This window comes from Kribbella orskensis, from assembly GCF_004342085.1.
Taxonomy (GTDB): Bacteria; Actinomycetota; Actinomycetes; order Propionibacteriales; family Kribbellaceae; genus Kribbella; species Kribbella orskensis.
This window is the reverse complement of the sequence record NZ_SLWM01000040.1, coordinates 25,417-38,189: the sequence shown is the minus strand read 5'-3', so window position 1 is coordinate 38,189 and position 12,773 is coordinate 25,417. Positions and strand designations below refer to the sequence as shown.

12 protein-coding genes are annotated in these 12,773 nt (G+C 68.7%); 9 read left to right on the top strand and 3 right to left on the bottom strand.

Annotation, left to right across the window (positions count from 1 at the left end; genetic code table 11):
• The first annotated feature begins 144 nt into the window (after window positions 1-144).
• The 4 genes from EV644_RS42420 to EV644_RS42405 all read left to right on the top strand — a co-directional run bounded on the left by EV644_RS42420 (window position 145) and on the right by EV644_RS42405 (window position 5,540).
• Window positions 145-1,482, top strand: a complete 1,338-nt coding sequence (locus EV644_RS42420; RefSeq protein ID WP_132197134.1) for a P1 family peptidase — start codon at window positions 145-147, stop codon at window positions 1,480-1,482.
• Between the two features lie 112 nt (window positions 1,483-1,594).
• Window positions 1,595-3,736: an ATP-binding cassette domain-containing protein gene (locus tag EV644_RS42415; RefSeq protein WP_241999423.1), complete on the top strand. Its 2,142-nt coding sequence runs from the start codon at window positions 1,595-1,597 to the stop codon at window positions 3,734-3,736.
• A 52-nt stretch (window positions 3,737-3,788) separates the two neighbouring features.
• Window positions 3,789-4,412 carry a DUF5998 family protein gene (locus EV644_RS42410; protein WP_132197136.1) on the top strand — a complete coding sequence of 208 codons (624 nt, stop codon included), beginning with the start codon at window positions 3,789-3,791 and terminating at the stop codon, window positions 4,410-4,412.
• A gap of 6 nt (window positions 4,413-4,418) precedes the next feature.
• Entirely contained in the window at window positions 4,419-5,540 is a 1,122-nt protein-coding gene (locus EV644_RS42405) for an alkaline phosphatase family protein (protein ID WP_132197138.1), read from the top strand.
• A gap of 3 nt (window positions 5,541-5,543) precedes the next feature.
• Here the strand turns inward: EV644_RS42405 and EV644_RS42400 are convergent, their stop codons facing one another.
• Window positions 5,544-7,226 carry a S8 family peptidase gene (locus tag EV644_RS42400; protein WP_199240358.1) on the bottom strand — a complete coding sequence of 561 codons (1,683 nt, stop codon included), beginning with the start codon at window positions 7,224-7,226 and terminating at the stop codon, window positions 5,544-5,546.
• Between the two features lie 336 nt (window positions 7,227-7,562).
• Between EV644_RS42400 and EV644_RS42395 the strand changes: the two genes are divergently transcribed.
• Window positions 7,563-8,228 (top strand): nucleoside/nucleotide kinase family protein, encoded by a 666-nt coding sequence (locus EV644_RS42395; protein ID WP_132197140.1) that lies wholly within the window; start codon window positions 7,563-7,565, stop codon window positions 8,226-8,228.
• A 74-nt stretch (window positions 8,229-8,302) separates the two neighbouring features.
• On the opposite strand, the gene EV644_RS48050 is transcribed toward EV644_RS42395, so the two are convergent.
• Entirely contained in the window at window positions 8,303-8,692 is a 390-nt protein-coding gene (locus EV644_RS48050; RefSeq protein WP_132197142.1) for a recombinase family protein, read from the bottom strand.
• A 125-nt stretch (window positions 8,693-8,817) separates the two neighbouring features.
• On the opposite strand from EV644_RS48050, the gene EV644_RS42385 reads away from it, so the two are divergent.
• Window positions 8,818-9,468: a thymidine kinase gene (locus EV644_RS42385; protein WP_132197153.1), complete on the top strand. Its 651-nt coding sequence runs from the start codon at window positions 8,818-8,820 to the stop codon at window positions 9,466-9,468.
• Window positions 9,465-10,298 carry a sulfurtransferase gene (locus EV644_RS42380; protein WP_132197155.1) on the top strand — a complete coding sequence of 278 codons (834 nt, stop codon included), beginning with the start codon at window positions 9,465-9,467 and terminating at the stop codon, window positions 10,296-10,298. The genes EV644_RS42385 and EV644_RS42380 overlap by 4 nt, the downstream gene beginning before the upstream one ends.
• Before the next feature lie 96 nt (window positions 10,299-10,394).
• Here the strand turns inward: EV644_RS42380 and EV644_RS42375 are convergent, their stop codons facing one another.
• A complete protein-coding gene (locus tag EV644_RS42375) occupies window positions 10,395-10,778 on the bottom strand; it encodes a VOC family protein (RefSeq protein WP_132197157.1) in 384 nt (127 codons plus the stop codon).
• A 106-nt stretch (window positions 10,779-10,884) separates the two neighbouring features.
• Between EV644_RS42375 and EV644_RS42370 the strand changes: the two genes are divergently transcribed.
• Window positions 10,885-11,190, top strand: a complete 306-nt coding sequence (locus tag EV644_RS42370) for an alpha/beta fold hydrolase (RefSeq protein ID WP_199240357.1) — start codon at window positions 10,885-10,887, stop codon at window positions 11,188-11,190.
• Window positions 11,191-11,391: 201 nt separating this feature from the next.
• The gene (locus EV644_RS42365; protein ID WP_132197159.1) at window positions 11,392-12,771 is read left to right on the top strand and encodes an ABC transporter substrate-binding protein; all 1,380 of its coding nucleotides are present in this window, start codon (window positions 11,392-11,394) and stop codon (window positions 12,769-12,771) included.
• Window positions 12,772-12,773: the final 2 nt, after the last annotated feature.

Below are 12,773 nucleotides of genomic sequence, written 5' to 3'. Positions count from 1 at the left end.
CGGGTTGCGCGCGCCGAGGACGACCGCGGAGTACGTGCGCAGTCTCGACGGCTCGGCCAGTGATCCACAGAGCAGGTCGGTGTTCATGCCATCCAACGTAATGTCGGCGGCAACCGGATTTTCCGGAGATGCTAGACAGAACGCATGACGACCGAGCTGCCCGTCCCGGGCCCGCACAACGCCATCACCGACGTCCCGGGGGTGCTCGTCGGCCAGATCGAGCGCACCGACACGCCGTACCTGACCGGTACGACGGTGGTGCACGTCCCGGCCGGGGCGGTCGCGGGCGTGGACGTGCGCGGCGGTGCTCCGGGGACGCGCGAGACCGACCTCCTCGACCCGGTGAACTCCAACCCGGGCGTGAACGCCATCGTCCTCACCGGTGGCAGCGCCTTCGGCCTCGACGCGGTCGCCGGCACGATGTCCTGGCTCGAGGACCGCGGGCAAGGCGTGCGGGTCGGACCTGGCGACAACGACGTGGTACCGATTGTCCCGGCCGCGGTGATCTTCGACCTAGGCCGCGGCGGCGCGTTCCGAGCACGCCCGGACCGCGGCTGGGCGCTCGCGGCGATCGAAGCCGCCAGCAAGGATCCCGTTGCTCAGGGCAACTACGGAGCAGGGGCCGGAGCCAGAGTAGGAGGGCTCAAGGGTGGCGTCGGCTCGGCGAGTGTCCGGCTGCCTGACGGTACGACGGTCGGCGCGCTGGTGATCGTGAACGCCGTCGGTTCGGCCGTCGACAGCCAAGGCCGCCTGTACGCCGAGCGCTACGGCTTGCCGGGGGAGTTCCCCGCACTCCGCACCCCGGTCGAACCACCACCGGCACCGCCGGGCTCTGCGCCCGGTATGAACACGGTCATCGCAGTGGTCGCCACCGACGCCCCACTCGACAAGGCGGCGGTCAAGCGGATGGCGATGGTCGCTCACGACGGCCTGGCCCGAGCCATCGACCCAGTTCACACCCTCCTCGACGGCGACACCATCTTCGCCCTCTCCACCGGCAACCCCCCACCCAAACCCCGTCCCGCACCGGACCAGCCCTCGGCTGAGCAGGCCCCGGCGGGGGAGGCTCCGGCCGGGGAAGCTCTGGCGGGGGAGGCTCCCGCATCGGAGGCGGCTTCGGCCTCCGCCGCCACTGCCCCGGCCGGGGAGGCTCCGGCGGGGGAGGCGCTGGCGGGGCGGGCTCCCGTATCGGCTGAGGCGGCTTGGACCTCCGCCGCCACTGCCCCAGCCGGGCCGTCAGCGCCTGCGGCGGCTGCGGCGACCTCTGTGCCTGAGGTGCCCGCTGTGCCGGCTGTGCCTGCGGCGCTGAGGGTGACTGATCCAGGGGCGTTGTTGCTGTTGGAGGGGGTGTTCGCGGCGGGGGCGAGTACGTTGGCGCGGGCGGTTGGGCATGCTGTGCTGGCGGCCGAGTCGGTGGAGACGCCTGAGGGAAGACTGCCGAGTTATCGGGACGCCTATCCGTCGGCATTCTCGAACGACTGACCAGGCGTACTACCAGAGGACTACACCGGCTGGTCCGAAGGCGACCAAAGGTGCGCGGAAGACCGGTCCAGGGACCGACGCTCCAGAACGCGGTCCGCGAAAGCCTTCCGGTATGAGCTTCGAGAGTCCCCACACCACGCAGCCCTCGCCCCACGCACCCCAGAACCAGTCCCAGTCCCAGCCGTTCCACCCGCGGCACCCGCAGACCCAGCCCCTCCCGGGCCACCCACAACAGCCCAACCCGCAAGGCTTCCCGCAGCAAGGGACCGTGCTGAGTGGTCGTGCGCTGGTCAAGTACTACGGCGAGGTGGTGGGGCTCGCCGGGGTCGATGTCTCCGTGCAGGCGGGGGAGGCGCTGGCGGTGATGGGCCCCAGCGGCAACGGCAAGACCACGCTGCTCCACGTCCTGGCCGGCATCCTCACTCCCGACCAAGGTGAGGTCTGGCTCGGTGGCGAGCGGGTCGACCAACTCGGCGACGCGGCCCGGACCGTACTGCGGCGTCGGCGGCTCGGGTTCGTCTTCCAGGACAACCAACTCCTGGCGGAAGTCCCCGCGGACGAGAACGTGGCGCTGCCGTTGATGGTGGACGGTGTCTCCCGCCGCGAGGCGGTCGGCCGGGCCCGGAACATGCTCGCCCAGGTCGGCCTGTCCGCCGAGGTCAGCCGTCGCCCCGGCGAGCTCTCCGGCGGCCAGGCCCAGCGAGTCGCCATCGCCCGAGCCCTCGTCGGCGAACCCCAGGCCGTCTTCGCAGACGAGACCGGGATCATCTCCGACGCGGGCCTGTCCTCGCCGGACGAGCTGATCGTCATCCGTGGCGTCGCGAAGAACTCGCCAGGCGTCGCCCCGTCGGATCACCCGCGGTACCTCGACACCTGGCGCGGCAACGCCATGGACAGCCGCATGGCGATGCTGCTCGCCTTGGTGGCCTTCGGCATCGCTCTGGTCCTCTTCCCCCTCCTGAGCCTGGTCGGCCAAGCAGCAGGCGTCGCCGCCAAGCGCCGAGAGCATCGCCTGGCCGCACTGCGACTTGCCGGTGCAACCAGAAGCCAGGTGCTCTGGCTGAGTGCGGTAGAGCAAGCCGTGCTCGGATTCCTCGGTGCCATCGCAGGCCTGATCGGCTACATCGTGCTCAGCCCGCTGATCGCACGGATCCCGCTCGGCGGCGGCCGGTGGTACCTGCACGACCTGACGCCGAGCTGGTGGGTCGCCCTCATCGTGCGCGTCGCCGTACCGGTGCTGTCGGTGATCAGTGCGCTGATCGGGCTCGGCCGGGTCAGCATCACCCCACTCGGCGTCGTCCGCGGCCAGACCAGGAAGTCCACCAGCGCGCTCCGGCTCGGTCTGCTGGTGATCGGCCCGATCATGCTCGCAGTGCTCGGCACCGGCGGCGCAGTACTGCCTCTGGTGATCGGCATCGGCATGGCCGCCCTCGCAGTCCGAGTGGTCGGCCCGTGGGCGGTGCAAGTTGTCGGCAAGTTCCTGGCCCGTACTGCGAAGGGCCCGGTGGTTCTCCTGGCCGGCAGGCGACTCGCGGACGACCCCAAGGGCGCGTTCCGGCCGGTGGCCGCGTTGGTGCTGAGCGGCTTCGTCACCGGCTTTCTCGCGCTCTTCATGCCGTACGGACTCTCCCAGGACGGCAAGGACGTCTCCTTCCAGCTCTTCACGAACCAGGGTCAGACGGCGGTCGTCGCCGAGGACGCGAGGAAGCGGCTCTCCGAGGCCGGGTTCAAGGGCGAGGTCACGACGGGCGACCAGACCGTGAACATCTCCGTCTCGACCACCGAGCGCGAGAGGCTCAGGACCGTCCTGTACGACGTGGTCCCGAGCCAGGTACCTCTGACGGACGCCGAGCGGGACAAGCAAGATGCGGGTGTCTTCCAGGACATGCGTCTCGGCGTTGCTCTGCTGCTCGGCCTGGTCTTCGTGACAGGTGCGGCCTCCACCGCTGCAGGCGCCGTAGGAACCGCCCTCGACCAGGCGGCTCCAGCGAAGGCGCTGCGCAGATCCGGCGTGCCACTGCAGGTGATCGAGCGCTCCGCCCGGCTCGCGGCCGTCGTACCGGTGGTGGCTGTCGGACTCCCGGTGGTCGGGTTCGGCGCACTGTGCGGATTGGCGCTGAGCGGCGGACAGGTCATCACCCAGGGCAGCTCCGGCGTGATCCTGCTCCTCGGCCAGGTCGTTGTCGGCCTGGTGCTGGTCGCGGTGGCCGGCGCCGCGGGCGCACCAGTACTCCGGAAGGCCAGCGTCGGGTAGTTACCCACAGCACCGATCGGGCTCCGGGCCCGGCGCATGCAAGGATGAGGTCATGCGTGACCTGAATGCGCCGGTCCCGGAGCTCGTGGATGCCTCGTCCGAACTACGCGACGCGATCGACCGGTGCGGCTACTACCCAGATGTCGTGACGGACTCGCTCGCGATCGCCGTCGCCAAGGAACCGATCCGGGCGTTCGTGCTGCAGCACGAGCCGACGTTCGACCGCGACGAGGTGCGGCGCCACATCACCATCCTGGCGCTGACCCCGACCCGGCTGATCGTCGGGCACACCGACGAGCACGCCGCGGACGACCTGATCCGGGCGCCCTACGCGTCCACCTCGACCGAGGCGATCCCGCTCAACCGGGTGAACGCCGTGGTGGTGAACCGCGTCGTGCCGAACCCGGCCGGCTACGCCTCGAAGGCCTCCGGCGGCAAGGCCGACCCCGCGGCCGGCGGCGAGGTCGTGCTGACCATCGGCTGGGGCATGGTGAACCGGATCGACCTCGAGCCGGCGGTCTGCGCCGACCCCAACTGCGAGGCCGACCACGGCTACACCGGATCTGTCGCCGCCGACGACATCTCCTTGCGGATCAGTGCCGCCGCTGACGGCCCCGCAGGCATCCAGCAGGTGCTCGACTTCGCGGCAGCGCTGTCCTTCGCGACCAGCGGGTAGGGCCCGATGTCCGACCCGACCCCGGTCCTGCCTGCTTATGGCGGCGGGTCACTCGCGGACGTGCTGCCGTCGGTCGCCGGCGCCCTGTCAGTCCCCGACGAGCTGAACCTGCTCGGCCTCCCACCAGCACCCCGGTACGCCGTACTGCTGCTCGACGGGCTCGGGTGGAATCTCCTGCGCCGCAACGCGGAGCTCGCGCCTTACCTGTCCTCGCTGTCCGGGAGGAGCCTGACAGCGGGCGTGCCGTCGACCACCGCGGCGAGTCTGAGCAGCCTGGGCACCGGGCTTCCGCCGGGGGCGCACGGGATCGTCGGCTACACCTCGATCGTGCCGGAGACAGGCGCCTTGCTGAACGCACTCGCCTGGGATTCTCCGGTCGATCCGCGGAAATGGCAGCCACACCAGACCGTGTTCGAGCGGGTAGCCGCGGCCGGTGTTGCCACCCGCAACGTCAGCAAGGCCCGCTTCGACACCTCGGGACTCACAGCGGCCGCCTTCCGTGGAAGCGCCCATCGCGGCGCGGACACCGTGGAGGATCGCCTCGACGCCACCAGGTTCGCGAGTCGCGAGGGCAAGTCGTCACTGGTCTACGTGTACGACTCGCAGCTCGACTACACCGGTCACGGGCAGGGGAGTGAGTCCTGGCAGTGGCGCAAGGAGTTGGCCGCTGCTGACGCCTTCGCATCCAAGGTCCGCTCCGCTCTGCCGCGGGACGCCGTGCTCGTGGTGGTCGCCGATCACGGCATGATCGATGTGGCGCCGGAGAACCGGATCGACCTCGATTCGGAGCCCGCGCTCACGGACGGTCTGCAGTTGATCGGTGGCGAGTCCCGGTTCCGTCACCTGTACTGCGTGGACGGCGCCGCGGACGACGTACTGGCAACGTACCGCGAGCGGCTGGGCGACAAGGGGCTGGTGGTGAGCCGTGACGACGCCGTCGCCCGTGGGTGGTTCGGGCCGGTCGAGGAGCGGGTCGCGCCGCGGCTCGGTGACGTCATCGTCGCCTCGCTGGGCCCTGTCGCGCTCGTGGCCTCACGGCGGTATCCGCAGGAGGCCGGGCTGATCGGCCTGCACGGCTCCCTCACCGACGACGAGATGGTGATCCCGCTGCTCGTCGACGCGGGCTAGCTCTCAGAAGCTCCAGACGTTCCAGAAGAAGCTGGTCTGCGCGGTCTTGGCCTCGGCGTCCCGCGCGGTCACGGTCACCTTGTAGCGACCTGCCCCAGGAGTCAGTACGCCGGTGATCCAGCCACGCTCGTGATCTATGGTCAGGCCGGGCGGCAACCCGGTCGCGGTGTAGCTGATCTCGCCGGTGCTGCTCAGGCCCTTGATCAGCAAGGGGATCGCCGGAAGGCTGCCGAATCCCAGCTGGTCCGACGGCTTGGTGATGCTGACTCCCACCCGTGGAGCCTGGCCGGCGGCGCCGACCGCCTCGGCCGCGTCGACGAGCCCCTCGCCGTAGTACGAGTTGTTCGCGTCGGAGCCCGTGCACTCGCCACCCGAGGCGACAGGACACGGCAGGTCGTTCGCCTGCGCGGCCAGCCGGGCGCGGACCTCCTCAGCTGTCAGATTCGGATTCGCACTACGGACCAGTGCGGCGACACCCGCCACATGCGGCGAGGCCATCGACGTACCCTGCAGGGTCTGGTAGCCGCCGCCCGGGATGGTCGAGTAGACGTTCTCGCCGGGCGCGGCCAGCGTGATCTTGTTCGAGCCGTAGTTCGAGAAGTTCGACTTGAGGCTGGTCGACGGGTTGACCGAGGCCACCTCGACCACGTTCGGCAGCTCGCCCGGGAGGTTGAGGCAGTCGTTGGTGACCTGCCGCATGGCCGGCTCCGAGTCGTTGGGACTGCTCTCGTCGAGCGACTTCGCGGCGAGGTCGTAGTCCTCGTTGCCTGCGGCCGACACGTTCACGACGCCCTTGGAGTCCGCGTAGGCGACCGAGCGCCGGACCGCTTCCAGGATCGCGTCCTGGTCGGGATCGTTCGGGCAGACGAACATCCACGGGTCGGTGTAGTAGCTGTTGTTCGTGACCGAGACGCCCTTGTCGGCGGCGAAGACGAAGGCGCAGACCGTGTTCTCCGGGAAGAACAAGGTGCTGCCCTCCTCCGCCACCCGGATCGATGAGACCTTCACCCCCGGCGCGACACCGGTCATGCCCTTGCCGTCCCTGGCGGCGGCGATCGTCCCGGCGACGTGGGTGCCGTGCTCGTTAACCGGCCGCCAGGAGCCCGGGCGCGCGTCCACCTTGCCGTAGGCGCAGGATGCCGACTTGGCCGCGTCGAAGTTCGCCTTCAGGTCGGGGTGCTGGTCGTCGACCCCGGTGTCGAGCACGCCGACGGTGATCGACTTGGAGCCCGGGTTCACTTCCCAGGCCTTGTCCGCTCCGATCGCGGTCATGTCCGGGCGGGGGACCTCCGGGGTGGTGCCGGGGACCTCGTTCAGGGCCGGCGGGATCGCCGGGTTCGCGACGGCCGCCGGGAGGTCCGAGGTCCGCGTCGCGCCGACCTTCTGGACCCCGTTCACCGTGCGCATCTCGGTGGCGAACTCCGGGTTGGCCGAGTGCACCACCAGCACGCCGATCGCGTCGTACGCGGCGTACACCGAGCCGTCGTTCGTACCGACGGCTCCGACCACGGCGCCGGTCTGCTTCGGGGCGGTGATGACGAAGTACGCGCGCAGGCCGGCCTCGCTCCGCATCGGTGCCGCCACGGACGGCAGCGCGGCGGCCGTCAGCAGCAGGCTGAGTGTGAGAGCGAAGGAGATCAGGGCTTTGCGCACGATCAAGTAGAACCCGCAGGAGGTCCAGAACAAAAGCCGACGTTCCCCAGCACCGACCCCAACTCCGATCACAGCCCTGTCCACCGCTCCGTGTCCCCCCGGTGTCGTCGAACGGCGGGAAGACTTGGCAGGAGGTGCGCCCGTGGCTCCGCCTCCACAGCGGCGCCTCCCGTCACCGTCGCACGTGCTGCGTACTCGGGCTGATCTCCGTAGGTGTCGAGGAACGACTTCGCGACGTGCGCGTCAATCGCTTCTCTGCACCAAGCAACGCGACTCGCCACTGGGCTGAGTCCTGGGCGTGGTGTGGTGCTGACAATGCGGAAGACTGCGTGCGTGACCGTCGATGACGTGCGTGGAGGCTAGAACCCGATGTATCAGAACTCTCGTCAGCGTGCCGAGGTGCTGAGGCGTGTCGCCGATGCTGTGCCGCCGGCGGCGTGTGCACCCGTTCGCGTCGCCGTCGACGGGGTTGATGGCGCAGGCAAGTCGGTGTTCGCCGATCAGCTCGCTGAGGTTCTTCGTGCCGCCGGTTGGCTGGTCGTGCGTGCATCAGTCGACAACTTCCACCGGCCTCGTGTGGAACGTTACCGTCGCGGCCGCGCGTCGCCGACCGGCTTCTGGCTCGACTCGTTCGACTACGACCGGTTGCGCAGCGACCTGCTCGACCCGCTCGGCGCCGGCGGATCGCGCCGCTATCGCACCGCAGTGCACGACCTGGTCACCGATCGACTGCTCGATGAGCCGTGGCAGGTAGCAGGTGTGGGAGCCGTGCTCGTGCTCGACGGGCTGTTTCTGCATCGCGACGAGTTGTGCGACTGCTGGGACCTGTCGGTGTTCCTCGATGTGCCGTTCTCGGTGACCGCAGAACGCATGGCTGCCCGCGACGGCACCGATGCCGATCCAGAGCACCCGAGCATGAGGCGATACGTGCGCGCTCAGCAGATCTACTTCGATACCTGCCGTCCCGCGCAACGGGCAAGCCTCGTCATTGACAATAGCGACTGGGACCACCCGGTCGTCATCCGGGCGCGGTAGCGGATCCCTGCGCGACACCCGCGGGGGGCTAGGAGCCGCTCGGAGGCGGGCCTTCGCGGCACGCTGCCGATCACTCATCCGTGCTCGCTCTGCCCTTGCCACCTCCGCGGCGATGACGAACCGGAATCTGAACGCCGCCTCGTCTCCTTCGGAGTCCAGGCCCTTGGCAGTCGACAAGACGGGTTGGGTGCCGGATGAGCTTTGCCCGTTTCCGGGTCCTTGCCTTCGGCGACATCCAGAATCGCGGCGGCGACGTTCACCCCTTCTCTCGTCATCCGGTCCACGTGCCAGGCGATGAGAGTGGAGGCGCGGCACTCGCGGGCGTCGTCCAACCAGGCGATGAACTCAGGCCGGTTGCGGAGTGCGCCGGTCAATCCATCGTCCACGTGCTCATCGATGACGCGAGCTCGGCCGCCTTCGCGTGGGCGTACGCGACATGCCCTCTTTGGAGAGGTTTTCGTCACCGGCCAGCTTGCTCAGACAGACGTACACCGATGCAGTCCCTGACGGTGCAGCAGGTAGTCTTGCGGCCCTGCGGGAGGTCATCCGGCCCCCTTTCCTCTCACGTGCGTTTGGGCAAAGGTAACCAGTGGCTGACCTGCTCTACTTCACCGGGACCATGGACTGCGGCAAGTCCACGCTGGCGCTGCAGATGGATCACAACCACGCGGCCCGCGGCCGACTGGGCAGGATCTTCACCAGCAACGACAGGGCCGGCGAGTCGACGCTGTCGTCGCGGCTCGGCCTCGAGGCGGAGGCGATCGAGGTCAAGCCGGACTTCGACTTCTGGCAGTACGTGGTCGACGAGCTCACCCAGGGCGGCCGGATCGACTACGTCGTCTGCGACGAGGCGCAGTTCTACCAGGCCGAGCAGGTCGAGCAGTTGGCGCGGCTGGTGGACGAGTTGCAGATCGATGTCTTCTGCTTCGGCATCCTGACCGACTTCCGCGCCCGGATGTTCCCCGGTTCGGCCCGGCTGGTCGAGCTGGCCGACCGGATGGAACTGCTCCAGGTCGAGGCACTGTGCTGGTGCGGCGAACGCGCCACCCATAACGCCCGGACCGTGGGCGGCGAGATGGTCACCGAAGGCGAGCAGCTGGTCGTCGGCGACATGGTCACCAACGCGGCCCACGTCGCGTACGAGGTGCTCTGCCGACGCCACCACCGGCGCCGCCTGACCGCCGCGCGTGCCCGCGCCACCCTGTCACCCGAGGTACTCCCGTTCGGAGGCGCCGTATGAACCCGCTGATCTCTGCCGACTCCCTGGCAGACGAGTTGCGGTCGGCCGTCGGCCGCCCCGTTCTCTTCGACGTCACCTGGAACCTGGCCGGCCCGCCCGGCCGCGACGCGTACGAGGCCGGCCACCTGCCCGGGGCGTACTTCGTCGACCTGGACGCAGAGCTCGCCGGTCCGCCCGGTGCCGGTGGTCGCCACCCGTTGCCTGAGGCAAGCGTTGTCGAGGCGGCGCTGCGCCGGGCCGGGGTCGACGCCGACACCCGTGTGGTCGTGTACGACGGGGCGAACTCGACGGCGGCGGCTCGTGCCTGGTGGATCTTCCGGTACTTCGGCCTCAGCGACGTACGGGTGCTCGACGGCGGTCTCGCAGGATGGCAGGAAGCCGGGGGAGAGGTGACCACCGCGGTTCCTTCGGAGGGCAAGGGGTCCTTCGTCGCGTCGCCCGGACACATCCCGATGCTCGACGCGGAAGGTGCCGCCGCGGTAGCGGAGTCCGGCGTACTGCTGGATGCCCGGGCGCCGGAGCGGTTCGCCGGCGAGGTGGAGCCGATGGACGAGGTCGCCGGACACATCCCGGGCGCGGTCAACGCCCCGACCACCGCGAACGTCGATGGCACCGGCCACTTCCTCCCCGCCGAGGTACTCCGCGAACGCTTCGCCGGACTCGGCGTCTCCGTCGAGGGCGAGACCGCCGTGTACTGCGGGTCCGGGGTGACCGCCGCGCACGAGGCGCTCGCGCTCGCGATCGCCGGGGTCCAGGCGCCCGTCTATGTCGGCTCGTGGTCCGAGTGGATCACCGACCCGTCGCGGCCGATCGCCACCGGCAAGGACTGACCTTTCGATCAGGGTCACTGACCTTTCGATCAGGGTCGAAGGCCGCCCGCCGCGGGCGCCCGGGACTTCTTGACTTCTCCGGCCTCGCTTGGTGATTCAGGCGGGGCCGGCGACGCCGACGAGGTTGCCTTCGGGGTCGGTGAACTGCCCGACGATCAGCTTGCCCGGGACGCCTTCGGGACCCATCAGGCGAGTTCCGCCCAGGGACTCCGCCTTCTGGAGCGCCTCCTCGACGTTGGGCACGCCGACGTAGAAGAGCGCCTTGGGCGAGTGGTTCTTGCCGCCGCCGACGCCACCGTTCAACCCGTTGCCATCACCCGTGGCAGAGCCGTCGACGAACCCGTAGTTGCCGGGCTCCGACACCGCCTCGGTCACCGCGTCGTCGGTGCTGTACTCCCACCCGAACAGCTCGCCGTAGTAGCTCCTCAACCCGGCCGGGTCGCTACCGATGATCTCGAAGTGCACTACCGCGTCGGCCATGCTTCCTCCTGCTCAGAGCGTTCGTTGTCACCCGGTACGTCGTACCCCCGAGCCGCCTTTTCGACATTACGTACCCTCTGACCCGGACGAGGAGCACTTCCAGGCCGTGTTCGACAGGTGGGCGCAGATGTGGCTGACGATGCCCGACCTCGACTTGGCCGACCTGAAGGCGCTGACGATGCCGGTGCTGGTGATGCAGGTGCTGGTGATGCGGGGCGATGACGAAGGGGTCCGGATCGAGCACAGCGTGGCCGTGGCGAAGGCGATTCCCGACGCCCAGCTGGCCGTCGTCCCGGGCACGTCGCACACGCTCCCGATCGAGAAGCCGGGGCTGGTGAGCCAGTTGCTCGCGGACTTCCTCAGCGACCCGCAGACCCCGAAGTACATGCCGATGGGCGCGCTCGACCGGTAGGCGCCGAGAGCGCGGGCAGCCGCCGCGGCGAACGGTTTCCCCGCGGCGGCGAGCGGACTTGAGAGGTGTTCGAACCGTGACCGAACTCGCCATTGATAAAGTAACACGCATGGTTTAACTTACTCGGAAATTGGGCCTCTGTGGCCCAGACCACACCCCTGAACCGCCCACTGGTGGGGGGCGGAAACCTGAGGAGTTCCGATGACGAGAACGGCAAGGCTGGTCGTGGCCCTGACCTCGGCAGCCGCGTTGCTGACTGCGGCAGCCTGCGCGGACGGAAGCACCCCCGCGGCGACCACTGGTGAATCGGTCGACGAGAACGCTCCGGTCACGATCACGGTCGGGAACCGGCCGAAGCCGGACAAGCCGGCCGACGTCGCCACGTTCGACCGCAACGTGAAGAAGTTCACGGACGCGCACCCGAACATCACGGTGAAGTCGACCGAGACGGAGTGGGACGCGCAGACCTTCCAGGCCCAGGTGGCCGGCGGCTCGTTGCCGACGGTGATGAGCATCAGCTTCACCGAGCCGCTGAACATGATCCCGAACAAGCAGCTGCCCGACATCACCGACGAGCTGAAGCTGGTCGACCTGACCAAGGATCTCAACCCCGAGACACTCAAGCTGGTCTCTGACGACAAGGGCCGGATCTACGGCGTGCCGTTCGAGGCATTCTCCGTCGGACTCGCCTACAACCGGGCGTTGTTCAAGCAGGCCGGCCTGGACCCGGACAAGCCGCCGACCAACTGGGACGAGGTCCGGCAGTACGCGAAGCAGATCACCGAGAAGACCGGCAAGGCCGGGTACGCGCAGCTGACCAAGGACAACACCGGTGGCTGGATGCTCACCACGATGACCTACAGCATGGGCGGCACCGTCCAGAGTGACGACGGCAAGAAGAGCACCTTCAACGACGCGCCGGCCAAGAAGGCGCTGCAGTTGCTGAAGGACATGCGCTGGACCGACAACACGATGGGCACCAACTTCCTCTACAACCAGGAAGAGGCCCGGCAGGACTTCGCCGCCGGCAAGATCGGCATGATCATGCAGGCACCGGACGCCTACGACATGTGCGTGAAGAACTTCGGCATGAAGCCGGCCGACTTCGGCGAAGGCGCGCTGCCGCAGGACGGCGGACCGTTCGGCACGCTGACCGGTGGCTCGATCAAGATGATCAACCCGAAGTCGAGCAAGAACGAGATCGTCGCCGCGCTGAAGTGGATCAAGTCGCAGGAGTTCGACAAGTACACCGACCAGACAGTGGCGATCCAGAACGCCAAGGACGCGATCGCGGACAAGGGCTTCGTCGGACGGCCGGGCGTCACGCCGCTGAGCCAGGAGACCTATGACCAGTACAACAAGTGGCGCGAGCCCTACAACAACGTGCCGGTCGAACAGTTCAAGGGCTACGTCGAGTCGACCAAGACGCTCAAGCTGCTGCCGGAGCCGTCGAACAAGGGACAAGAGGTCTACGCGCTGCTCGACCCGGTCGTGCAGCAGGTGCTGACCAAGAAGGACGCGGACATCGACAAGTTACTCTCCGACGCCGCTTCGAAGATCGACGCCCGCCTGGCGCGGTAGTC

Coding starts and splice junctions, on each gene's coding strand:
- EV644_RS42410 (WP_132197136.1), top strand. CDS start 3,789: ATGCGTGACCTGAATGCGCCGGTCCCGGAGCTCGTGGATGCCTCGTCC.
- EV644_RS42405 (WP_132197138.1), top strand. CDS start 4,419: ATGTCCGACCCGACCCCGGTCCTGCCTGCTTATGGCGGCGGGTCACTC.
- EV644_RS42415 (WP_241999423.1), top strand. CDS start 1,595: ATGAGCTTCGAGAGTCCCCACACCACGCAGCCCTCGCCCCACGCACCC.
- EV644_RS42395 (WP_132197140.1), top strand. CDS start 7,563: ATGTATCAGAACTCTCGTCAGCGTGCCGAGGTGCTGAGGCGTGTCGCC.
- EV644_RS42420 (WP_132197134.1), top strand. CDS start 145: ATGACGACCGAGCTGCCCGTCCCGGGCCCGCACAACGCCATCACCGAC.
- EV644_RS42365 (WP_132197159.1), top strand. CDS start 11,392: ATGACGAGAACGGCAAGGCTGGTCGTGGCCCTGACCTCGGCAGCCGCG.
- EV644_RS42375 (WP_132197157.1), bottom strand. CDS start 10,778: ATGGCCGACGCGGTAGTGCACTTCGAGATCATCGGTAGCGACCCGGCC.
- EV644_RS42380 (WP_132197155.1), top strand. CDS start 9,465: ATGAACCCGCTGATCTCTGCCGACTCCCTGGCAGACGAGTTGCGGTCG.